General features: G+C 45.1%; 14 protein-coding genes and 2 tRNA genes. 2 read left to right on the top strand and 14 right to left on the bottom strand.

What is annotated here, in order from left to right; translation table 11 throughout:
• Window positions 1–118: 118 nt before the first annotated feature.
• From CLIN57ABFB40_RS16210 to yaaA, 13 genes are all read right to left on the bottom strand, one after another.
• A complete protein-coding gene (locus tag CLIN57ABFB40_RS16210; protein ID WP_175631035.1) occupies window positions 119–1672 on the bottom strand; it encodes a hypothetical protein in 1554 nt (517 codons plus the stop codon).
• Between the two features lie 47 nt (window positions 1673–1719).
• Complete coding sequence (locus CLIN57ABFB40_RS16205; protein ID WP_175631034.1) at window positions 1720–2730, bottom strand: DUF6562 domain-containing protein; 1011 nt, start codon at window positions 2728–2730, stop codon at window positions 1720–1722.
• A gap of 36 nt (window positions 2731–2766) precedes the next feature.
• A complete protein-coding gene (locus tag CLIN57ABFB40_RS16200; protein ID WP_175631033.1) occupies window positions 2767–3504 on the bottom strand; it encodes a DUF3575 domain-containing protein in 738 nt (245 codons plus the stop codon).
• 26 nt (window positions 3505–3530) lie between these two features.
• Window positions 3531–6134 carry a DUF4962 domain-containing protein gene (locus tag CLIN57ABFB40_RS16195; protein WP_175631032.1) on the bottom strand — a complete coding sequence of 868 codons (2604 nt, stop codon included), beginning with the start codon at window positions 6132–6134 and terminating at the stop codon, window positions 3531–3533.
• A 422-nt stretch (window positions 6135–6556) separates the two neighbouring features.
• Window positions 6557–10684: a hybrid sensor histidine kinase/response regulator transcription factor gene (locus CLIN57ABFB40_RS16190; RefSeq protein WP_175631031.1), complete on the bottom strand. Its 4128-nt coding sequence runs from the start codon at window positions 10682–10684 to the stop codon at window positions 6557–6559.
• A 115-nt stretch (window positions 10685–10799) separates the two neighbouring features.
• A complete protein-coding gene (locus CLIN57ABFB40_RS16185; RefSeq protein WP_175631030.1) occupies window positions 10800–11999 on the bottom strand; it encodes a glycoside hydrolase family 88 protein in 1200 nt (399 codons plus the stop codon).
• Window positions 12000–12236: 237 nt separating this feature from the next.
• Window positions 12237–12728: a DUF4488 domain-containing protein gene (locus CLIN57ABFB40_RS16180; protein ID WP_175631029.1), complete on the bottom strand. Its 492-nt coding sequence runs from the start codon at window positions 12726–12728 to the stop codon at window positions 12237–12239.
• Between the two features lie 139 nt (window positions 12729–12867).
• A complete protein-coding gene (gene asnS / locus CLIN57ABFB40_RS16175) occupies window positions 12868–14271 on the bottom strand; it encodes an asparagine--tRNA ligase (RefSeq protein ID WP_175631028.1) in 1404 nt (467 codons plus the stop codon).
• 105 nt (window positions 14272–14376) lie between these two features.
• Window positions 14377–15843: a pseudouridine synthase gene (locus tag CLIN57ABFB40_RS16170; RefSeq protein WP_175631027.1), complete on the bottom strand. Its 1467-nt coding sequence runs from the start codon at window positions 15841–15843 to the stop codon at window positions 14377–14379.
• Window positions 15844–15917: 74 nt separating this feature from the next.
• Window positions 15918–17264: an adenylosuccinate lyase gene (gene purB, locus CLIN57ABFB40_RS16165; RefSeq protein ID WP_175631026.1), complete on the bottom strand. Its 1347-nt coding sequence runs from the start codon at window positions 17262–17264 to the stop codon at window positions 15918–15920.
• Window positions 17265–17407: 143 nt separating this feature from the next.
• Window positions 17408–17482 (bottom strand) — tRNA-Val (locus CLIN57ABFB40_RS16160).
• A gap of 34 nt (window positions 17483–17516) precedes the next feature.
• Window positions 17517–17591: transfer RNA gene (locus tag CLIN57ABFB40_RS16155), tRNA-Val, on the bottom strand.
• Between the two features lie 211 nt (window positions 17592–17802).
• Entirely contained in the window at window positions 17803–18576 is a 774-nt protein-coding gene (gene yaaA / locus CLIN57ABFB40_RS16150; RefSeq protein ID WP_175631025.1) for a peroxide stress protein YaaA, read from the bottom strand.
• Between the two features lie 137 nt (window positions 18577–18713).
• On the opposite strand from yaaA, the gene CLIN57ABFB40_RS16145 reads away from it, so the two are divergent.
• Entirely contained in the window at window positions 18714–20699 is a 1986-nt protein-coding gene (locus tag CLIN57ABFB40_RS16145; RefSeq protein WP_175631024.1) for a family 20 glycosylhydrolase, read from the top strand.
• A 95-nt stretch (window positions 20700–20794) separates the two neighbouring features.
• Here the strand turns inward: CLIN57ABFB40_RS16145 and carB are convergent, their stop codons facing one another.
• Window positions 20795–24016, bottom strand: a complete 3222-nt coding sequence (gene carB, locus CLIN57ABFB40_RS16140) for a carbamoyl-phosphate synthase (glutamine-hydrolyzing) large subunit (RefSeq protein ID WP_175631023.1) — start codon at window positions 24014–24016, stop codon at window positions 20795–20797.
• A gap of 346 nt (window positions 24017–24362) precedes the next feature.
• Here carB and trpS point away from each other — a divergent pair, with 346 nt between their 5' ends.
• A complete protein-coding gene (gene trpS, locus CLIN57ABFB40_RS16135; RefSeq protein WP_175631022.1) occupies window positions 24363–25457 on the top strand; it encodes a tryptophan--tRNA ligase in 1095 nt (364 codons plus the stop codon).
• Window positions 25458–25517: the final 60 nt, after the last annotated feature.

Genomic DNA, 25517 nt, shown 5'->3' with positions numbered 1-25517 from the left:
GAGGTATAAGATTAGGGTTCTATTGTCAAAAGTATCAATGGAGAAGAAAGTAAGAAAGTGGAATGGGGGTATCCCACTTTCTTAACACTTCTATTGAGTAAGGTCGAGTGTTCAATGACTATTTGAAGATTGTAATCATGGGGCGGCAAAGAGCTTGCTGATTAGTTTTGCCCTTTACATCAATACCAGCTTCTTGCGCATTGGTTACAGCGCCGTCAACAACATTGATACGTACACCCGAAATATTACCTTGATTATTAATAGTACTAGAAGCATAGTTTACTGTAGCAATTACATCTCTATCAAACATTTTACCATTAACAAATCCAAACTCACTCATACTTCTGAAATCGTCACTACCGGTAGCAGGAATGTCTTTCATTGTAAACAATGTGTTCATAAATGCACTCAATTGCACCAACGTAGGGATATACCATGCACTAAGATTTTCACTGTTCAAAGTATGTTCTCCCACCCACTTCTCATAAGTTGTTTTAAACGTAACATCTCCAATGCCAGTAAACAAAGCATCCGTGGTCTGAGTTCCATTAGTTACCGCTTTTTCTGTTTCAACCAAAGTCTCTAATTTATCATTATTAAGAGCTTGGCGACCAGTCGCTGCATTTTCAATCGCTACCGCATATCCTGCAATCGTCTTTCCTTGAAGTGCAGCAGGATAATTAGCCGGAACATCACTACCGATAGCTTCCATCGCGAAAACGATACCAACAGCATCCGCTGCATCACGTACCACTTTACCTTCCGCATTGATATAACTGCCGACTTTCATTTCCAATGCTTCATAATCAGGGTCTACTCCTACTTCAATGTCAAATTTACCATCTCCTATTTCAAATTTTGCCATAATCTGCATATTGACATCCAAAGGCAATGTGTTAGTCGGTATTGTAATCACTTTATCATATCCCCCGCTCAATGTCATAGTAACCTCTCCGGCAAATTTCGTCACATCCGTAGGAGCAAAGAAGAAATTAGAAATCCAAGCACCACTTGCCGCATTAAAACCAGCATTCGTATAAGTCACAGGAGCAGTAGCACTGCATTTACCTTCCAAAATATCATATCCGCTCAAAGCATCGTATTTCACTTCCAATTTGGTTGCAGATGCCGCTACTGCCGGATTCTTCGGCTGCACACTAATATTAGCAAACGGACGCTTCAATGTCACGCTGGCATTACCGATAGTTTCCAACTTTCCGCAGAAAGCATCGCAAGCTGCCATTAACGCAGCATTAGTCATATCGAATGACGCAGTGTTATATCCTACGGCTCTCAAATCGGCTGTATCATATACTTTACCGGCAGCACCCGCTGTCGGAACATATTCAGCCCAAAACAACGCTTTCGCTGCATCCTTCTGTTCATCTACTGAAATTGTGAAGGATACCTTTCCGTCATTAACCTGTTTGATATCCTGCGCACCTACCGTATTGCCTTCCGCATCCAGTAATTGCATGATACACTGCATCGTATAGCCATCAGGTATAGTGACACCCGCACGGCTGAGAGGATTATTGACAGGAGCCTGCACAGCGATAGTAACAGGAGCTTTGATGTCATTTCCATTGTCCGAAACGATTTCTTCTTGTCCGCATGATGTGAAAAGCACTGCGCACAAAGTCATTAGCGAATAAAATAAGTTCTTTTTCATGATTGTAATTTTTATGGTTAAGCAATTCTTAATTCATTTGTTATTAATTATAATTCTCCAAGGTCTACTTCCAAATCACCATCGTAACCGGGGTCGATACCTATTCCGCCATTTACGTTGGAAGTAAGGAAGTTACCGCGTACTGTTGTGTTTTTGTTCCGTTCACAAGGAATACTCAATATCGTACGTGCCAGTACTTCATTCTTCTCATTCAGGATTTCCAGTTCCACCGGAATAGAAGCGGTTTCTCCGGCACCGACCAATAGATAGTCAAATCCCAGTTTCAGTTCTTGCGTACCGTCGGCAGGACGTTCAAAGGCGACCTTATATTCCATGTACATCAGCGAGTTCTTGGGCACATCGTCCCATAAGTTATATCCCGTAGGCAGATAATCGCTGTACTTCACGAGAGTCGTAAAGCTCTCACCTTTCAGACTGCCCGTAGAGAGTTTATAGAGAAACGTCTCCACATCTTTCGCTATCAATTCATAGCGTGCCACGGGGCGGTATAATGTTACATCAAGTCCGGTTTCAGCTCCCCAGTCGTTACGGTAGGAAGTAAGGTCTACTGTCGTAGAAGCGGCAAACACATCTTTGTAGCGGCTATTTCCTATATATTTTCCGGCAGGAAGAATGAAAGCCAGATTCTCCGCATCGTAGACAAGCCCCTGTTCCGGTGTTTCCGAATTCACATAGTCAGCCCACACCAAGATGCGATAATTGCGGGCATGCAACTTCATGCTGACGGGCAGAGTAGAACGGTTAAAATCTTCCTCATACACCGTCTGTCGTGCCACTACCTGCCTATCCAGATAAGCCTCAACGATAAAACGTCGCAGATATTTGGTTTCCGTCGCACGGCTGACCGCCATCGGCGGGCGTTCCGCCAAACTAAGATTCATTATCAGATTGAGATTCAGCGTCACTGCTGTAGGGTCTACTCCCAATTCTCCGTCAGGAGTCAGTTCCGGTTCTTCGTGCAGGCTGCATCCATTCACTAAAAAAGCGAAGAATAACAGAAAAGTGCAATGTGCCAGTATATATAAACTTTTTCTCATATTGTTATCGTATTTACAGGTATATTCCTATTGAGTTCAGAAGCGATATACCAGTGACGCTCCTACGCGGGTTACTCCCCAATAGTGGCGGACACGTGTATCCAGCAATGCACCGTTGTCTATATTATAATAGGTATTATACTTCATATTGGCATATCCCAATCCCAGAGTAAATTCCGCTCCCCAATGTTCGGACAAAGGCAGTTTGTAGCCATAACTCAGTCCGGCTCCCAGCAAAGGGCGGTCAACGTCCTGATAACGGTTGTCGTTCCACTTCACGTTGAACCATGCCACGTGGGCGTGCAGTCCGACAAAATGTCCTCGTCCCGCTTCGTTTCCCATCCACCAACGAGCTTCCGGTTGCAATGCCACGGTGCGTACTCCGTGTTCACTTCCCAAGTCCCACAGGCTGCAAGTCAAAGGCAGTTCCACGGTTATCTTTTTGTGCACCTGCATTTCCACAGCAAGGTTCAAGAGAGCACAAGCATCATACAACACATTGGTTTTCAGTGCCAGGTAGCGTTTGCCGTCTAAAGCAGCCGCCTTCCGCGTGCCCGCTTTGCCGGAGACTTCCTTTTTATTCTCTCCCTTTTTGGCAGGAACGCCAATAACCGTCACCGGCTTCTTTCCGTCCAGTTTGTAGACCGTCGTTTCTTCCGGAGCAGCGGAAGTCTGCACACGGGGCTTCACCGGAGTCTGAGCTGACAAAACAGCCATACCCGATAATGCAGCCAACAGGCACATGGTTCTCATATTAAATTTCGAATGTCTCATAGTTCCGTATCTTTCATGTTCGTTTATCAGATTTCCAGTTCGGGCAATGTATCCCTCATAACTGTTTCATATCCGTCTTCATTGACAATAGTGGCGTCTCCCTTGTAAGTGATATTCACTTTCTCCTTGGTGCTGCGGATGAAGAAAGAAGGCGCACCGTTAGATTTCAGATTCACACTGATAAGCCACCCGCCCACTTTGATACGTCCGTCGGACAGTATTTCCGGGTCTTTGGCGGGATATTTCAACGCATGCGTATTGATGATAGTGGCAAAGCGATATACTTGTGCTTTCTCCGATGTAGCGGTAAAATGCCAGTGGTTCGGATACTTCTTGAAGTTGCCTTTATCATCGGCACGCAGCCAGTTGACTGCCGGATAGAAGAAACTGCTGGTTGTGTCAGTCTGTAACGTTCCGCTTGAGAAGAGATAAGCGTCCGACGCTCCGCCACGGTTAGTAGCCTGAACGTGTACAAAACGGTTATCCGCCTTATTCACTGTCATGGGATTCTCCGTAGTGTGCAACAGGTAATTCCAGTTCACCGGTTCGTCTGCTTCCAGTTCATCATAGATGAAAATCAATCCGGTCTTACCCAAGTTCACAATATGACGACGGAAAGTCTTCACGTGATTCTCATCCCAGCCATTTTCGGGTGTATAGTGTACTTCGGACTGTTCACCCCGTGTCAGCCAAAGCGGTGAGATTACTTTTCCATAAGCATTGGAAGCGTCTCCCAGTACATAGCCTATTTTTTCACTGGCGTAATAACGGGGAATCCAGCCATATCCTTCTGTTCCTATACGCTGTCCCATGCCATTCACCAAGATAGTATTGTGGGCCCGTGTGGCACGATGGCACAACATACTGTGTACATCCGTAAATTCGATATGGTGACCGCTACTATAAAACAATGGCTTTCCACCATAGAAAGTATTGAACGCATTCTGATTGGCTAGTGCATGAGAAGTAGAACCATAAGGACTGGAACGGAAACTCCACATTGCGTTGCCGCCTACTCTGTCCCAATTCGTTTGGAAGGAAGCCAATCCCGTCGCGGGAAATACGTAACCCGCAGGAAGCGCTGTCAATCCCTCGCCTTCGGGCAATGGCTTGTCGCATTGAAGACGGAACCATGCAAGGTCACCTGGTTTGCTCAACAAGGCTTTTTTCATATATTCCGGTTCCACTTTCAAGGTGCGGCGTACAAAGTCGGCTGCATAGGTATTTCCGGTAAGGCGTGCCAGTGCATCCAGATACCCGATACGGATACTGTTAGGACGTCCCACATTCTGATGCGAACTTCCGTTTCCACCGGATTTGGAGAAAGGGGGTTGCTGGAAGATAGTGTACATGATATTTCCCTGATACCACGGGTCGGAGAAGAAATCATATCCGCTCAGTTTGCTATAATAATAAGGTACTTCTATCAAGGTACGGGTGTTGACTGTGAAGTAAGAGTCGCCGTTGTGCCAACCACCGTCTTTATTCAATCCGGGGAAACGTGCCAGCCAGACATTGTAGCAATAATCCACCCATGTATTAGCTTCGGGCAAATCACCATATACACTGAATGCCGCCATTGTCAGGATACGGAGTGTCATCTGCCACACATGATTGTCGGCAATGTGATTCTCCAACCGATTGTTGAAGTTATCGTACATCTCGCCACCTTTCACCTTGATTTTATCAAGCAAAGTTTTCTTCTGCGATGCGTCCAGCCGGTCATAGAAAGAATCATAAGCCATGGAGCAGAGTGACAACAGAGTGGAAGCGTTGAAATCACCTTTCACATTCTTGTCCTTGTCCCAACCCGCCATAATAAGTACCCGTTTGATGGCTTCGTCAGCATATTTAGTATCCTGTGTCAACAGCCACGCACGTATCAGCGCCTCGGTATTTCCTTCTTCGGCATCAATGATACGCCGGCTCTCGCGGGTAAGGTAGGAATTAATCTGCATTTCATTTTTCAGATTCTTCACTTGGGAAGTATTGATATCTTTCACCGATTTCATCGGAGTCTGAAGCACTTTGTCGGCACGTTCAAGATACCATTGTCTTTCCGCTTTTTCCGTGCTGCGGTTCATAAAGTCCTTCCATTCATCCTTCATCATCCATACACGCGGATGACCGGCAGGCAATTTTGCCAGCAACGCTTTCAATGAGGGGGGACAGAATTTTCCCGGACGGTCTTCCACTGTGACCTGTTGCGTGCTTCCCCACACCACTTGTCCATCTTCTACATATCCGAACTGCCAGTACCATACACTCGGTGCAAGCGGTTTCTCCGGATTGTAAAACGGCCAACGGGTATCCACCTGGGTGACACCTGATTTAAAACCGGAGTCTTGAGAATAGCGTAAGCGATAGGTAACTTTCGTTTTATCGACCTTCTTTACTTTGTGTTCGAATCCGTCCAACGGACTGTCCTGTGAGTTCATATCCGAACGGAGCGGCCATTGGAAAGAAACCGCACGGTCATTCACCACAGCCTTATCAAGCGGATAAGGAGTAGCACGCATTTCATGCATTAACGTTGTCTCCGTCAACTTGATGACTGCCTGTTTTTGCGCATAAGTCATCTGTGCAGCCGCAGACAAGATTACGAATGAAATCAATAATACTTTTTTCATGATATCAAATGATTGGTTTTTCTGTAGGCAAATGTAGGTAAACCACCCGAAACGGGACTTTCAATTCAGTTCTTCCTTCTCTGATAGTGTCTAATCCGACTTTGATTTCGTGCATTTCAACTTAAAAATCGTCCAAGACAGGAGTTATAGGTAGCTACAGAGGATATAAAAGAATAAAAAAGCATTCACATACTATTAAATCAGAACATCCGAAACTCTAAAAAACAAACCGAATAAAACTATCTCCGGTGATGCATAATTTTATTCGTCTGACTATAGTGATTCTTTCGTCTGACTATAGTTAGACGAAAGAATCACTATAGTCAGACGAAAGTTCAACTGTAGTCAGACGAATAAAATCATATATAATGAAGACTAACTCTTTGTATCTAAAGAATTAGTCTTATGCAAGTTCGATATTATTATTTAGCGTGCTGCTTTACATATTCCGATGGCAAGCAGCCGACATACTTCTTAAAACTGGTAGAGAAATAAGAAGAAGAGCCGAAACCTACCATACCGCTGATTTCAGAAATGGAATAGCGGCCTTCCAGCAACAGTTTGCAGGCTTTATTGAAACGGATACGCCGGATAAAGTTAGCGGGTGGTTCACCGGATACGGAATTCATCTTGAGATAAAGTGACGAGCGGCTCATACAAAGCTTGCTTGCCAGTTCGTCCGATGTAAAGTCCTCGTTACTGATATTCTCTTCCACCACCTGAATCGCTTTGCTCATGAATTCTTCATCCAAGTTGTTGGAAGTCATTTTAGCAGTATCAATATCAATCGTATTAGAATAATAATGCTTCAGGCGTTGACGTGCTTTCAACTGATTAGCGATTTTGCCTTTCAGCAATTGGATGGAGAATGGCTTTGCCATGTAATCGTCCGCTCCCGCTTGAATACCCTCGGTCTGTGCGTCGACACTTCCTTTGGCTGACAGCAGAAGCACTGGTATATGGCAAGTTTGCAGGTTTCTTTTGATAAGCTGGCAAAGTTTAATCCCGTCGATTCCCGGCATCATCACGTCGGAAAGAACGATGTCCACCCGATGCTCTTTCATGATAGCCAACGCTTCCTCTCCGTTTCCGGCAGTAAGGGTCACATAGTTCCGGCGGAAATTCTCTTTCAGATAATCTACCATTTCCTTATTATCATCCACCAGCAAGATAGTGGGACGTTCTTCTTCACCGGTAGCCTCTATCTGACTGTCGTCCCCGGACGTTTCCTCAGAAACCGCAGCCGGTATGTCGCCGGAGAAATATTCATCAACAACCGGAAGTTCGCGGAAGGAAGCGTCAGTTTTGGCTTCATGTTCCAACGCTTCGGCTTCATGTTCCGGTACTTCCCGTTCTTTCTCTGTGAAAGCATTTATATTGGCCGGTAAAGTGACTTTAAATTCCGTATATTGATTAGGCTCACTTGCCACGGTAATAGTCCCGTGATGTTTCTCCACCAGCATTTTCACCAATGACAACCCGATACCCGTTCCTTTCCGTTGACCGTCTACTTGATAGAAACGTTCAAAAATACGGGTAAGCTGTTCCGCAGACATGCCGATACCACTATCCCTTACAGTGAAGCTATATGTTTCCCCTTCCGCACTTAAAGAAAGCGAAATACTTCCGCCGTCCGGTGTAAACTTAAAGGCATTTGAAAGCAGATTCATCAGAATAGTCTCCAAGTACGTCTTGTCTGCCGGAAGCAGTCGTCCCGCCGCCAGGTCTGATTTCATACTAACAGTTATATTACGCTTTTGCGCATTCTCATTGAACATGACAAGAACGTCCTGCAACAGCCCTTCTACATCTGTCAGCGCAACATGAACAGGCAACGCGCCCGCCTCGGCTTTACGGAAATCAAGCAGTTGGTTGACAATGTGCAACAACTTCCGCCCGTTCTTATACACATAATCCAACCTCTGCTGCACAAGAGTATCCAACAGATTTTTCTGTCCCAAAAGTTCCTCCAACGGAGCTAGTATCAGGCTCAACGGCGTACGCAGTTCATGAGACATATTCATATAGAAACGTACTTTCTCCTGGCTGATTTCTTCTACCTTGCTTCGCTCTATCTGTTCGATTCGCACCTGCATCTTCATCTTGGCACGGGCGATGAAGAAATATACAATAAAAACGAGAAGACCTACGGAAAAGAGTACGAAAAGCGTCTTTGCCCACCAAGTCTGATACCACATCGGGATGATGTGCACAAAGAATTCTGTAGTCGCTTCGCTCCATTTTCCGTTATTGTTGCATGCCTTCACCTTGAACACATATTCCCCGGGCGGGAGATTGGAATAACTCGCCCGCGCAAACGATACATGACGGGAATAGTTCCACTCCGTTTCAAATCCTTCCAGTTTGTAAATGAATTGATTCCGTTTACCCGCCAGATAATTGATAACAGCGAAACGGATATTAAACAGTTTTTGGTCGGAAGGAAACGACATGCCTAACATTCGTCCCTGCTCGTCCTGATAATAACGCACCCGGTCGCTTTTCATGTCCGTAATCACTTGATTGAAGACTACCGCTCCTGTAACCACTGCGTTCGGAGAATACGGATTATCCCCCAGTTCGTAAGGCTTGAAATAGGCAACACCGCCCAAAGAACCCAGGAAGAATGTACCATCCTGCGCCTTGCAAGCTCCGTAATAATTGAACTGGTCGTGCGGAAGCCCGTCCTGCTTCGTATAATTAAGGAAAGTACCTTCTTCCCTGTTGAAACAAGCCAGCCCCTTATTGGTAGTCAGCCACAAACGCCCCCGCTCATCTTCCAGTATACTATAAATAAAGTCGTTCGGCAGACCGTCTTTCATTGTATATTGTTCCCAAGCGGTCGATGTACCTTCCTTATAACGGTATAGCCCCGTGGAAGAACCTACCCAAATATCGTGATGGCTGTCTTCCAACACACAAAAGGCTTGTATCAGCCCATGCAGATAAGCCGAAGAGGAAAGATGTAATTCTTCCAGTTTCCCACCGGCATACAGGAACAGACTCTCTTCTGTTCCAATCCATATCCTTCCTTTTGAATCGCGGAACAATGTATATATCAATACATTCTCCAACTTCCCATGTTTTTTAGCCAACGGATGCAGTGAAAGTACTCCCGTTCGTTTGTCTAAAAGGTAAAGCCCGTTCATGCCGCCTACCCAAAGCGTTCCGTCCGCCCCGTCTAATAAAGAATAACAACTGTTGTTCAGAGAAATCGAATGTGGGAAATCGTATGTCTCTATTCTCCCGCTCCGGCGGTTCAGTCGGCTCAGTCCCCCGCCATGAGTACCGATATAGACACTGCCGTCTTTATCCGTCCATATACATTTTATATTATCAGACTTCAAAGAATTGGCGGAAGTCCCCGCCCGGAAGAAAGAAAAGACTCCGGTTTTCCGGTTATAGTAATTCAGTCCACCGTCGTTTGTGCCAATCCATAGATTCTCACTGTCCGGCTCCTCGGCTATACAATTCACGCTATTGTCACTCAGAGAGTTCCACCAGGTCGAATGTTGCAAGCGTCCGAAAGCCGGAGCTAAAGGATGGTAATAATTAAGTCCGCCGTAAAACGTACCCACCCACATACCGCCTTGATTATCTTTCAAGATAGAGCGAATGGAATTGTGCCCCAACGAGGTAGGGTCTTCGGGAGAGAAACGGCAGATTTGAAAAGACTCCGTTTCCGGTTCGAGGATAAGCAGGGCTTCCATCGTTCCTATCCAGACTCTTCCCTTATCATCCTGACACAGGGTTCTGACGGAATTTGTGAGGAAGTAGGCAGGGGTATTCTGTTTGTTATAATGCCGTTTTATCTGAAAATTATTATCTACGCAATACACCCCGTTAGTCAATGAAGCCAGCCAGCAATTTCCGGTTCTGTCATCATAAAACATATCGGATATGACTTCTCCCTTCAGTTGCAACAGTAGCCGTGTCACGTTTTCATTACGTTCATAGTAGAAATAGACACCTTCCGAAGTACCCAGCAAGAAGCCGTCATTCATCCGGCAAACAGAATAGATTGTTTTCCCGGCAAGCTCCGGCTGTGCTTTCATCCGTCCCGTCTTTTTATCGAAAATCATCAAGCCTGTATTAGTGGCAAGCAAAAGGCGACCGCTTTCTTCCGGCTCCCCGATAGCAAATACTTGCATCGGCTGGTTGTCCGGTGAGGAATAGTTGGTGAAGTTGTTTCCTACAATATTATAACGGGACAAACCGACCTGAGTGCCTATCCATACCGCGCCTTCCGGGTCGGTGTGAAGTGAATAAATATGGTTATTCGCCAGACTTGTCGTATCGTCCGTCGCTTTATAGTAAGACGCAAAACGGGAACCTTCATACCAGTTCAGTCCGTCTATCGTACCTACCCAGATTTTGTTATTATGGTCCTGCGTCAAGGCAAGCACAGTGTTCTGCGACAGTCCGTCGTCTACGGACAACCGCTTAAAATGGATAGGGCTGTTGTCAGCCAACACGGTATATAAAGGAAAAAACAGGAAGCAAACGGATAATCCGAATATGTACTTAAATAGCAAATGCCGGTCTTTCATGAGCTAAACGTTGAAGTTTTCATTGTAAAGATAGGAATTTTCAATTCAATCTTATAAAGGAACCCTATTTTTTAACTCATATAAAGAACCGGCATCTACCTAAAAACTAATACTATTAATTATCCAATTTCTCTTTTAGGTCTTTATAACGCTTCATTGCTTCCAGATAGTAATAATCGGCATAATTCAACGGAGTGTCAATTTCACTATCATGCGGGAAGCTGCCGACAGAGTGCAGCAGGATGAAACCATGATTTTCTCCCTCTTTCGCCAGATATTCTTCGGATGATAATTGCTTCAGAATGTTCTCCGCGTAACGGAAATATTCCTCTCCTTGTTTTTTATCACCATATCCGCTTAGTTCCAGTAATGCGGAAGCTGTTACAGCAGCCGCAGAAGCATCTCTCGGTTCATTCGGAATATTGGGAGCATCATAATCCCAGTAAGGAATGTAATCGTTCTCCGACGGACGGTGGTCGATAATAAACCGGGCTATTTTATGAGCGGCATCCAGATAACTCTGCTGCTTGGTGAAACGGTAGCACATGGTATATCCATATACTCCCCACGCCTGGCCACGCGCCCAAGCGGAAGAATCGGCATATCCCTGGAATGTTCCTTTCGACTCCACCTCGCCGCTGTCCGCCAGATAACTTACCACATGATAGGAAGTCATGTCCGCCCGGAAATGATTCTTCAATGTCTTGTCGGCATGGGAAATTGCTATATCACGATAGGTAGGATTATTTGTCTGTTCCGAAGCCCAGAACAACATTTCAAGATTCATCATATTATCAATAATCACCGGATAACTCCAGTCGCCGAAATCCCACGAACGAATCAATCCTACTTTCGGGCTATAACGGGAACATAGGCTTTCGGAAGAGTGGACAAGAATCAGGCTGTCGGTCGGTTCCGGTTTCAAACGAATACCTTGCCCGTAACTGCAAAACATCATAAAGCCCAAATCATGGTTACCGGTATAATATTGCATATCCTGCAAACGGTTCGTGTACTTGCGTGCTTCCTTTGCCAACGCCTCATCCCCGGTCAACTCGTATGCCAGCCACATCGAACCGGGATAGAAACCACTCGTCCAGTCGGTAGGGTGTTCCAGCCTGTACTTTCCCTCTTTTATGGAACGGGGGAAGCAAGCCGTGTCCGGTTCGTTCTTCAATTGCTCTGCCATATAGAGCAACTGATGCCCGGATGTTTTCACCGCATGGTCGAACCATTGCATCTCATTTCCTTTCGGAGCATTGCAGGCAGTCAGGAAAGCAATACTTCCTACCGCCACTAAAAGTTTGTTTTTCATTGTTATAATTCTACTATTGTTGATGTAAGCAAAATTAGAGCAATGCCGAGAAACGGAGTTTATATATCTTCCTTTTCATTTCCGTTTCTATTTCAACCGACTTTGAATTCGTCCAAAAACGCTTCGTTTTTATCTTTTACACAAAAGACAGGCACGGATTTCACGAAAGACACTGTAATCAAGTATAACAAGAGTACAGTATTCCGTGAAATCCGTGCCTGACAAAAAACGATATTTTTATCTCACAATATCTTCCGGAAACTTAGACGGCATTTCCACCCGTTTCCAAGTTTCATAATACCAAGTATTCAGTTCATTTCCATTCAAATCATTCTTGATGAAGTATTTCAGATGCAGGTAATCACTGTCCTTGATTTCAAATTCCAGAATATTATCCTGATTGTCCAACATCGGAAGATGGATATTCTTTTCTATACTTTCTTTATAAGAATCGTCCGTCAAGAGTTTCCATGTCCCATATCCTGTAATAATCGCACTGGAACCGGGGATAACGGTGAAGTTCACGATTCTTCCGTCGTCACTCAATACCTTGAATGTATTACTGGGTTTCAACTCTCCCGGGACATCGGGAAATTCCGACACATAATGGCAAAGTTGCCAAATACCTTTCAACTCGCCCGCTTTGAATTTAGTTTTCTTCTGGGCCATCGCACCTGTTACCGCCAACAACATTATTGAAAGCATGGTAAAGAAATAGAGCTTTTTCATTGTCGTATTATTTTAGTTAACACTCTCCTATGCGTATCCCCAAATATAAAGATTTATTTTGAGAATAGAACAATGAATGGCATAAAAAAACTCGCATAATCGAAAGATTATGCGAGTCTTACATAAATATACCGAAATATTAGAAATCAGCATTTCTCGGTGTACGCGGGAACGGTATCACGTCACGGATGTTCGACATGCCCGTTACGAAAAGTAACAAACGCTCGAAACCGAGTCCGAAACCGGAGTGAGGACAAGTACCGAACTTACGGGTATCCAGATACCACCACATATCCTTCATCGGGATATGCATTTCCTCGATACGGGTCATCAGTTTGTCATAATCAGATTCACGTTCGGAACCGCCGATAATTTCACCGATTTTCGGGAAAAGAACGTCCATCGCACGTACCGTCTTGCCGTCCTCATTCTGCTTCATATAGAAAGCTTTGATTTCTTTCGGATAATCAGTCAGGATAACCGGACGTTTGAAGTGTTCTTCTACCAGATAACGTTCGTGTTCCGAAGCCAAGTCTACGCCCCAGTAAACCGGGAACTCGAACTTGTGACCTTTTGCTACGGCATCTTCGAGAATCTTGATACCGTCTGTATAAGACAAACGTACGAAATCATCTTTCAATATACCTTGCAGACGTTCAATCAATCCCTTGTCGAACATATCGTTCAAGAATTTCACGTCGTCCGCACAGTTATCCAACGCCCATTTCACACAATATTTGATGAACTCTTCAGCCAAATCCATATTGTCAATAATGTCGTTGAAAGCAACTTCCGGCTCAATCATCCAAAACTCTGCCAAGTGGCGGGGAGTATTAGAGTTCTCGGCACGGAACGTAGGCCCGAATGTGTAGATGGCTCCCAAAGCAGTAGCAGCCAACTCACCTTCCAACTGACCGGATACGGTCAGACTTGCCTGCTTACCGAAAAAGTCGTTCTCATAAGAGATGGAACCTCTTTCGTCTTTCTTCAAGTCATACAGGTTCATGGTAGTCACCTGGAACATCTGTCCGGCACCTTCACAGTCAGAAGCTGTAATAATCGGTGTATGGAAATAGAAGAAGCCCCTGTCATGGAAAAACTTGTGAATGGCAATCGCCATGTTGTGACGAATACGGAACACTGCACCAAAAGTATTGGTACGCGGACGCAAATGGGCTATCTCACGCAAGAATTCCATAGAGTGACCTTTCTTCTGCAATGGGTATGTATTATCGCAAGTACCCAGCATTTCGATTTCACGAGCCTGCACTTCCACTTTCTGACCGGAACCTACCGATTCCACCATTTCACCATTCACGCTGATACAAGCGCCGGTGGTAATCAGTTTCAGCATCTCTTCGTCGAAATTAGCCAAATCTACTACGACCTGCAAATTATTTATTGTAGAACCGTCATTCAGTGCGATAAAGTTTACTTGTTTGCTACCTCTGCGGGTGCGAACCCATCCTTTCACATTGACCATAGCGCCGATATCCGTGCGCTTCAACAGGTCTACAATTTTTGTTCTACCAATCTTTTCCATTTAACTTATTCTTTTTAGATACAAGAAGACGAGGCTTAAAACGCAAGATTCATTTCTTCCTGCTTTCTTTCCCCGTCCTCTGTCAAGTTGTTATTTATTAACTTATTATTCAAACGAACCCATGCGGAGGTAGTTTACTTCTGCTTCCGACAGGTAACGCCAGTCTCCGCGACGCAGACCTTTCTTGGTCAGTCCGGCAAAGAATACACGGTCGAGTTTTATTACTTTATAACCCAGTGATTCGAAAATACGGCGAACGATACGGTTCTTGCCGGAGTGGATTTCGATACCTACCTGGTCTTTCTTGAAATCATCCGTATAGCTGATAGCGTCTGCATGGATTTCACCATCTTCCAACTGGATACCGGCCGCAATCTGCTCCATGTCCGCTTTAGCCAGGTTCTTGTCCAGATGAACATGATAAATTTTCTTCTTCAAGAATTTCGGATGTGTCAGCTTGGAAGCCAAATCACCGTCATTCGTCAGTAACAGTACACCAGTCGTGTTACGGTCAAGACGTCCTACCGGATAAATACGTTCGTTGCAAGCGCCTTTCACCAAATCCATTACCGTACGGCGTTCCTGTGGGTCATCCGATGTAGTTACGGTATCTTTCGGCTTGTTCAACAGTACGTATACCTTACGTTCGATGCTAACCGGTTCTTCGTGGAACTTAACCACATCCGAACGTTTGATTTTTGTACCCAATTCAGTAACTACCTCACCGTTTACAGAAACTACGCCTGCTGTGATAAATTCGTCAGCCTCACGACGTGAACAAACACCGGCGTTAGCCAGGAACTTATTCAGACGAATCGGTTCGTTCGGATCAACAAACTGCTCCTTGTACTCGATTTGCTTCTTTAGGCTATACTTCGCATTCGGGTCATAATCGCCTGTACGCGGACGAGGACGGTATCCGCCCTGACGGTCGTTGTTGTATCTCGGACGATAGCCACCGCCGTTATTGCTGCGATAGCCGCCACCTTCGCCGTTATTGAAACGGGGACGATACGGACGGTCACCACCTTCACGGTTGTAAGAAGGACGCTGAGGACGGTCGCTACCTTCGCCGTTATTGAAACGGGGACGGTATGGACGGTCACCGCCTTCACGGTTGTAAGAAGGACGCTGAGGACGGTCACCACCTTCGCTATTGAAACGAGGACGTTGAGGACGGTCGCCATAACCACCTTCACGATTGTAAGAAGGACGCTGGGGACGGTCGCCATAACCACCTTCGCGGTTGTAAGGACGTTGCGGACGTTCACCACCTTCATTGTTATTGAAGCGAGGACGATACGGGCGGTCGCCACCTTCACGATTGTAAGAAGGGCGTTGAGGACGGTCGCCATAAGAGCGGTCGCCATAAGAACGCTGTGGGCGTTCTCCACCTTCATTGTTGGTATTAAATCGCGGGCGATACGGACGCTCCCCGCCTTCACGGTTGTAAGAAGGGCGATACGGACGTTCTCCACCTTCTCTGTTGTAAGACCTGTTACCATCACGGCCGGCACCTGAATTCTCTTCATTGAAAGAATTTTCGCGCCATTCTTCGTTTTCTGTGCTCATTTTTTTATTCGAATAAAATTAGACTTTGGCCTCACGGCCTATTTAAAAAACACGTTTATTGTATAAGTAAACAATTAAAGCCCCGTATAAGTATGCGGAGTAATCGCTCTTAACTCTTTTTTAATATCTTCGCTTACATTCAGCCCCTCGATAAATTCCTTAATAGAACTTTCTGTAATCGCCTGATTAGTCCGGGTCAAAGCCTTCAAAGCTTCATACGGATGCGGATAAGCCTCACGGCGCAGGATGGTCTGAATAGCCTCAGCTACCACGCTCCAACAATTATCCAAATCACGGTAAATGGCCGGTTCGTTCAGCAACAGCTTGCGCAGTCCCTTCAAAGAACTCTGGATAGCAATCACGATATGACCGAAAGGCACGCCTACGTTACGCAGAACGGTAGAGTCGGTCAAGTCACGCTGCAAACGGGAAACCGGAAGTTTCACAGCCAGATGCTCCAGAATAGAGGTTGCGATACCCAGGTTACCTTCCGCATTTTCAAAGTCAATCGGGTTCACTTTGTGCGGCATGGCGCTTGAGCCCACTTCTCCGGCTTTGATTTTCTGCTTGAAGTACTCCATAGAGATGTACTGCCAAAAGTCACGGTTCATATCTACCATAATGGTATTGATACGCTTCATTGCATCAAAAACAGCAGAGAGGTTATCATAGTTCGAAATCTGCGTAGTATATTCCTCGCGCTCCAGTCCCAGTTTTTCCGCTACAAAGCGGTTACCGAATTGTTTCCAGTCATACTGGGGATATGCTACATGATGTGCATTATAATTTCCGGTAGCACCACCGAACTTGGCGGTAATCGGGCAGGCTTTCAACATTGCCAACTGGCGTTCCAGGCGGTAAACGAATACCATCACTTCTTTGCCCAAACGGGTAGGAGAAGCCGGCTGACCGTGAGTTTTGGCAAGCATCGGGATATTAGCCCAGTCTGTCGCATACGTTTTCAACTGTGCAATCAGTTCTTCAATCAGCGGATAGTAGACTTGTTCTAATGCTTCCTTGACAGAAAGAGGAACAGACGTATTGTTAATATCCTGGGAAGTCAGTCCGAAGTGGATGAATTCCTTATAGTCATCCATTCCGCCCATCTTGTCAAATTCTTCTTTCAGGAAGTATTCTACGGCCTTCACGTCGTGGTTAGTCACACTCTCGATATCTTTAATGCGCTGTGCGTCTGCTTCAGAGAAGTTACGGTAGATGTTCCGTAAAGTTTCAAACACGCTGCTATCGACTCCTTTTAGTTGCGGCAAGGGAAGTTCGCACAAGGTGATAAAGTATTCCACCTCTACCTGTACACGGTATTTTATCAGTGCAAATTCAGAGAAATAAGCTGCCAAAGCTTTAGTTTTGCCTCTATATCGACCATCAATCGGAGATATGGCCGTTAATACATCAAGTTCCATACGTTTTCTTAGATAATTATCAGACTGCAAAATTAACTCTTTTTCCTGAGTTATAAGACAAAAGGTTAGAGAAAGTTTGTATAAAAGCGGTAAGAAATAAAAAAAGTCTCACGAATCTCTTCGTAAGACTTCCCTTTTGGTAGTGGGCGTTGACGGATTCGAACCGCCGACCCTCTGCTTGTAAGGCAGATGCTCTGAACCAGCTGAGCTAAACGCCCTTGTTTATGAGCCGGAAGTGTTTCGTTTTTCGTGTGGGCGTTGACGGATTCGAACCGCCGACCCTCTGCTTGTAAGGCAGATGCTCTGAACCAGCTGAGCTAAACGCCCTTACACTTCCGTTTCAAAAGCGATGCAAAGGTACGGCTTTTTTTGAAACCTGCAAATATTTCCCGCATTATTTTTCAAGAAAGTTTTTACTTATTTGATAAAACTACTGATTATCAGCAAACAACAAAAAAAGTTTTTTTTCGTCCAACTTTCAGTTTTCTGAATCTAGAAAGTCACTGACCACTGTGCACCTTTTTATTTCCGTCATACTTTATACCTCTTTACCATTCGTAAACACAAACTTTTTCTCGTCCGAAAGAGATTCGTTAAACTCGAATCCTTCCCAAGAGAAACTTTTCAGTTCTTCCGGATTTTCTATTTTATTTTTCAAGATGAAACGCGTCATTTCACCACGGGACATCTTTATATAGATAACTATCGAAGCCCATTTCCCATTTCTCCACACGTGAAATTCGGGAGTAATGACACGCACCTCTTTCTCTACCCGCTTCCAGTCAAACAGACTTTTCATCTCATCACTGGCTAAATTGCAAAGTATTCCGCCTGCATTCTTTATATCTTCTATGAAGGTATCCGTCAGGCGCGACCGCCAATAAGAGAACACAGTCTGATTTCCCAGTTCCAGCAATACGACATCCCCCTCCAACCGATAGGGACGAATGACATCCAATGGCCTCAACAGCCCATAACAGAAGGAAGTCAGACGCAAATGCTCTTGCGCATATTCAAATTCCTTTTTAGAGAAATCCTTTGCATTCAGGCGTTTGAACACAATGCCGGTATAAGCCAGCAAAGCAGGCAGTTGTGGCGTGTCTTCCGCATGAAACACTTGATAACGCTTGTAATTCTCAACAGCCATCTTAGCATTCACACGCAGCAGACGTTCCAATTCGTCCACAGAAAACTGCGACATCTGCAAAGCAACTTCGGACGCTTCTTTTTGAAAACGCGGGATTGTATTCAAAGGAGTTTTCACCTTTGAAGTCTCGCTCATAGTCTTGGCACAGGATAGAAGTACTAACATGTCTAAATCTGATTTTTTCTTTTCAAAAAACAAAAATAAAAAATAAATCGCTTCTCTTACGGATGAATAGCTAAATTATCCTTACTTTCACCACATAATTAACTTTAATCATTTATTAATAACAAAAAAGCCCCCTTATGAGACACACACTGATTCCACTAAAAGTGGTATTCTTATTGACTATCTTTTTTTTAACAGGGAATTTATCCCACGCTGCCGTTAATCCGAAACCGTTCGTTATCCCCGAATTGAAACAATGGACGGGAAAGGATGGTAGCTTCATCCCCGGAACGGATGCGAAAATCGTCTGCACTTCCTCTGATTCCGAACTATTGAGAGTAGCCCATATGTTTGCAGATGACTACCGACAAATGTTCGGACAAACATTGAGCGTAACGGAAGGCAAAGCTAAAGCCGGAGATTTCATTCTTTCCCTTTCGACCGACAAGAAATTAGGACAAGAAGGCTACGCCATCAAAATAGCCGACCGTGTGACGCTCTCCGCCCCCACTCCTACCGGGCTTTACTGGAGCACACGCACCCTTCTGCAAATAGCGGAACAAACCGCCGACCACCAACTTCCCCAAGGAACCATCCGCGATTATCCCGACTATCCTATCCGTGGATTCATGATAGACTGTGGTCGGAAATTTATCCCGATGCCTTATCTGCAGGACTTGGTGAAAATCATGGCTTATTATAAGATGAACACCTTGCAAGTCCATCTGAACGATAACGGGTTCAAGCAATATTTCGAGCACAACTGGGATAAGACATATGCCGCTTTCCGCCTGGAGTCGGACACTTATCCGGGACTGACTGCCCGTGACGGTTCTTATTCAAAAAAAGAATTTATTGATTTCCAAAAACAAGCAGCAGCCAACTTTATAGAAATCATACCAGAGATTGATATCCCCGCACATTCACTGGCATTCGCCCACTACAAACCGGAAATCGGCAGCAAAGAATACGGTATGGACCACCTTGACCTGTTCAAACCGGAAACTTACGAATTCGTAGACGCGCTGCTCAAGGAATATCTGGAAGGAGACAATCCCGTGTTTGTAGGTAAACGCGTACATATCGGCACCGACGAATACTCAAATGCAAAGAAAGACGTAGTAGAAAAATTCCGGGCTTTCACCGACCATTATATCCGCCTGGTAGAAAGCTTCGGCAAACAGGCTGTAATATGGGGCGCCCTCACCCATGCCAAAGGCGACACTCCCGTCAAGTCAAAAGATGTCATTATGAACGCCTGGTATAATGGATATGCCGACCCGGCAACCATGATAAAAGACGGTTATCAGCTTATCAGCATACCCGACGGAATGGTTTACCTAGTTCCCATAGCCGGATATTACTATGATTACCTCAACGAATCATTCTTATATAATAAATGGACACCGGCACATATCGGCAAAGCTGTATTTGAAGAAAAGCATCCTGCCATTCTTGGTGGCATGTTTGCCGTCTGGAACGACCATGTAGGTAATGGAATTTCCGTGAAAGATATTCATCACCGTGTATTCCCTGCCCTACAAACCCTTGCCGTGAAAATGTGGACAGGCAAAGAAACCAGCCTGCCTTACGAAGCATACAATGAAAAGCGTGCCGCTATCAGCGAAGCGCCCGGAGTAAACCAGATGGGAAAAATCGGCAAAAGCCCCGCATTAGTCTACGAACGCCCAACAATTGTCCCCGGCAGCACTTCCGATTATCCCGAAATCGGTTACGACTATACAGTCAGTTTCGACATTACCGGAGCACAGGAGAAAAGCGGAACTGAACTATTCCGTTCGCCCAATGCCGTATTCTATCTGACAGACCCGATTCGCGGCATGATGGGTTTTGCACGCGACGGTTATTTGAACACTTTCCCATATAAGGTAAATCCGGGAGAGAAAGCCTCAATCCAAATCGAAGGTGACAGCCGCAGCACTACACTTAGAGTAAACGGAAAAGTTATCGAAGAAATGAATATGCAGAAACTTTACTTCAATGCCGGAAAAGACTCGATGAACTATATCCGTACATTAGTTTTCCCGCTGGAAAAAGCCGGAGATTTCAATAGCCGGATAGAAAATCTGAAAGTGTACAATTATCGTGTAAGCAAACGATAATAGCAAATAAAAAAAGAAAGCAATAAAAAAAGAACTCCCTCTTCGACATTCCAAAGAGGGAGTTTTCTTATCTTAAGTCAGACTGTTAAAGCATTTTATTTATACTCCTGCCAGCTCTTAATCTGAATATCATTCAGTTTCAGTTCACAGAATGCTTCGATAAAGGCACTTGCCAGGCGGGCATTTGTAATCAACGGAATGTTATGGTCGATTGCGCCACGACGGATACGGTAACCGTTTGTCAATTCGCGTTTGCTATGATTCTTCGGAATGTTGACAATCAAATCGAACTTGTGGTCGGCAATCATCTTCATTACATTGTTTTCCGCACCCGATTTTTCATCTGGCCAATAAACCGGAGTAGTATCCACACCGTGAGCGTTCAGGAAAGCAGCAGTTCCGGCAGTAGCGTAGATCTGATAACCTTTGGCGAACAGCATACGGCTGGCATCCAGCAAATCAACTTTCGATTTCATCGCACCGGAAGAGAACATAACCGCTTTCTCAGGAATCTTGAAGCCTGTAGCAATCATTGCGTTCAGCAATGCTTCCGAGAAGTCATCACCGATACATCCCACTTCACCGGTAGAAGACATATCTACGCCCAATACAGGGTCAGCCTTGTGCAGACGCGAGAATGAGAACTGAGAAGCCTTTACACCAATCCAGTCGATGTCGAATGCCGACTTGTCCGGGCGGCTATACGGAGCGTCGAGCATGATGCGGGTAGCTGTCTCGATAAAGTTACGTTTCAGCACCTTAGATACAAACGGGAAGCTACGTGAAGCACGCAAGTTACACTCGATAACTTTCACCTCGTTATTACGGGCCAGGAACTGGATATTGAACGGACCGGAAATATTGAGTTCTTTAGCAATTTGACGACTAATCTTCTTGATACGGCGTGCAGTTGCAAAATAAATCTTCTGAGCCGGGAACACCAGCGTAGCGTCACCGGAGTGGACACCGGCAAACTCTACGTGTTCGGAGATAGCATATTCTACCACCTCACCGTTCTGAGCAACAGCATCGAACTCGATTTCTTTTGTATTTTCGAGGAATTGAGAAACAACCACCGGATATTCCTTAGAAACTTCGGCAGCCATCTTCAAGAAGTTTTCCAGTTCTTCGTCATCGTAGCAGACATTCATTGCAGCTCCCGAAAGAACGTAAGAAGGACGAACCAATACCGGATAGCCTACTTTCTCTACAAAACCTTTCACTTCTTCAAGGCTGGTAAGTTCCATCCATGCCGGCTGGTCGATGCCCAGTTGGTCGAGCATAGCAGAGAACTTGTTACGGTTTTCGGCACGGTCGATAGAAATCGGAGAAGTGCCCAATACAGGAACCGACTGGCGATAAAGTTTCATAGCCAGGTTGTTCGGGATTTGTCCGCCTACAGAGACAATGACGCCGCGGGGTTGTTCAAGGTCGATTACGTCAAGCACACGTTCGAACGAAAGTTCGTCGAAGTACAGACGGTCGCACATATCGTAGTCAGTAGAAACCGTTTCGGGGTTGTAGTTAATCATGATAGACTTATAACCCAGTTTGCGTGCAGTCTGAACCGCGTTCACCGAACACCAGTCAAATTCCACGGAGCTACCGATACGGTAAGCACCCGAACCCAGTACAACTACTGATTTTTCATTCTTATAATAGTTCACATCATAACCTTCTACCGCATACGTCATATACAGGTAGTTAGTCAGTTCCGGATGTTCGGAAGCAACGGTATTGATACGTTTCACAGCCGGAAGGATACCCATAGATTTACGGTGAGCACGTACGGCAAGGTTTTCTTTCTCCATATTTCCAGTCGGATTCAGGACGAAACGAGCGATTTGGAAGTCAGAGAAACCTAAAACTTTAGCTTGGCGCATTACGTCAGCCGGAATATCTTCCACCTTATTATATGTAGATAATTTCGCCTTATAATCAACGATATTCTTCAGTTTGCCAAGGAACCAAGGGTCAATCTTAGTCAGTTCATGAATACGGTCGATTGTATATCCTTCTTCCAAAGCCTGTGCGATAGAGAACACACGCAAGTCTGTCGGACGTGAAAGTTCCTTGTCAAGGTCATCGAAATGAAGCTCGTCGTTACCAACAAACCCGTGCATACCCTGACCAATCATACGAAGGCCCTTCTGGATGATTTCTTCGAAAGAGCGGCCGATAGACATGATTTCACCTACCGACTTCATGCTTGAACCGATTTCACGAGAAACACCGGCAAACTTCGTCAAGTCCCAACGGGGAATCTTACAGATATAATAATCCAACTGCGGAGCAAGATAAGCCGAATTCGGAGTACCCATCTCACCAATCTGGTCGAGCGAGTAACCCAAAGCGATTTTAGCGGCAACGAATGCCAACGGATAACCGGTAGCCTTGGAAGCCAAAGCGGAAGAACGGCTCAAACGGGCGTTCACTTCAATCACACGGTAATCATCCGTTTCTGAGTTGAAAGCGTACTGAATGTTACATTCACCCACGATACCCAAGTGACGGATACATTTCGTAGACAAATCCTGCAACATCTTCAATTCCTTGTCGTCCAATGAGCAAGTAGGAGCAACAACAATAGACTCACCAGTGTGAATACCCAGCGGGTCGAAGTTTTCCATGCTGGCTACTGTGAAGCAGTGGTCGTTAGCATCGCGGATTACCTCAAATTCGATTTCTTTCCAACCCTTCAGAGACTCTTCTACCAGGATTTGTTTGGAGAATGCGAAAGAGCTTTCAGCCAGTTTCAGGAATTCTTCCTCGTTTGCGCAGATACCGCTACCAAGACCGCCCAATGCGTAAGCCGAGCGTACCATCACAGGATAACCAATCTTGCGGGCAGCGGCAATCGCGTCTTCCATGCTTTCTACAGCCTGGCTGACAGGAGTCTTCATTTCGATTTCGTCCAGTTTCTTCACAAACAGGTCGCGGTCTTCCGTGTACATGATAGCTTCTACCGATGTACCAAGTACCTTCACTCCGTATTTATCAAGAATACCTTGTGTGTAAAGTTCAGCACCACAGTTCAGTGCAGTCTGTCCACCGAAAGCCAGCAGGATACCGTCCGGTTTTTCTTTCTTGATAATCTCTTCTACAAAATAAGTATTTACGGGAAGGAAATACACTTTATCAGCAATCCCTTCAGAAGTCTGAATGGTTGCGATGTTCGGGTTTACCAATACTGAGCTGATACCTTCTTCTTTCAAAGCTTTCAGTGCTTGTGAGCCTGAGTAGTCAAATTCTCCGGCTTGTCCGATTTTGAGTGCTCCAGAGCCCAAAACGAGAACTTTCTTGATTTCCTTTTCCATTTCTTTTGTTGTTATAATAAGTTTTATTTCTAAGTTCGTTCACAAAAAAAATGCGTTACCCTCAAAAAAGGATTAACGCATTACCAAAGAACTAAAATATCGTTTTTGGAGAAAAGAGAAGAAGCCTGCCGTTTCCGGGTGAAAAACATCCGAATGTAGGTAATACTTACTTCTGATTTCTTGTTGGTTCATTGTCGATTTCAAAATTTTTGCAAAGTAACGACATATTTTGCACATGGCAAAAAGAAACGTTCATTTTTTTACAGTGAAGTGACTTCATTTTAATGCTTCTTTCAGTTTTTATCTGTATCTTTGTCGCTAAATCTATAATAATAAGGTAATAACAATGGGAAAAGAGAAAATCATACTTACTGGTGACCGTCCTACCGGAAGACTCCATATCGGACACTATGTAGGTTCATTGAAACGCAGAGTTGACTTGCAGGATGCAGGTGATTATAGTAAGATGTTTATCTTCATTGCCGATTCACAGGCATTGACAGACAATATAGACAACCCGGAGAAGGTACGCCAGAATGTAATTGAGGTTGCCCTTGACTATCTGGCATGCGGAATAGATCCTTCCAAAGCTACCATCTTCATCCAGTCGCAGATACCGGAACTATGCGAACTCAGTTTCTATTATATGGATCTTGTAAGCGTATCCCGCCTGCAACGCAACCCGACCGTGAAATCGGAAATCCAGATGCGCAACTTTGAAGCAAGTATCCCCGTAGGTTTCTTCACCTATCCTATCAGCCAGGCTGCGGACATCACAGCATTCCGTGCTACGACTGTCCCCGTCGGTGAAGACCAGGAACCGATGCTCGAACAGGCACGCGAAATCGTCCGCCGCTTCAACTATATATATGGTGAGACATTGGTGGAACCGGAAATCCTGTTGCCGGACAATGCAGCTTGCCTGCGTCTGCCGGGAACTGACGGTAAAGCAAAGATGAGCAAGTCACTCGGCAACTGTATCTACCTGTCTGAAGAACCGGAAGAAATCCAGAAGAAAATCATGAGTATGTACACCGACCCGGGACATCTCCGCGTACAGGATCCGGGAAAGATTGAAGGCAATACCGTATTTACATACCTCGACGCTTTCTGCCGCCCCGAGCATTTTGAACGTTACCTGCCGGATTATCCGAACTTGGCTGAATTGAAAGCACATTATCAACGTGGCGGATTGGGTGACGTGAAGGTTAAACGTTTCCTGAATTCCATTATGCAAGAAACTTTGGAGCCGATTCGCAATCGCCGCAAAGAGTTCAGCAAGGATATTCCTGCTATCTACGAGATGCTTCAGCAAGGCTGCGAAGTGGCAAGAGCTACGGCTGCCGAGACTTTGGCTGATGTGAAGAAGGCGATGAAGATTAATTATTTCGATGATAAGGAATTAATCGAAGAGCAGGTGAAACGTTTCTCTCAAGAGTAATACATTTCGTCTGGAAATAAACATAATTATAAGGTAAAGGCTGCCCTTCTTTTATAGAAC

Origin of the sequence: Bacteroides acidifaciens (assembly GCF_903181435.1) — a bacterium.
GTDB lineage: Bacteria > Bacteroidota > Bacteroidia > Bacteroidales > Bacteroidaceae > Bacteroides.
The sequence above is the reverse complement of the archived record's forward strand: the minus strand, read 5'-3'. Positions and strand labels throughout refer to the sequence as shown.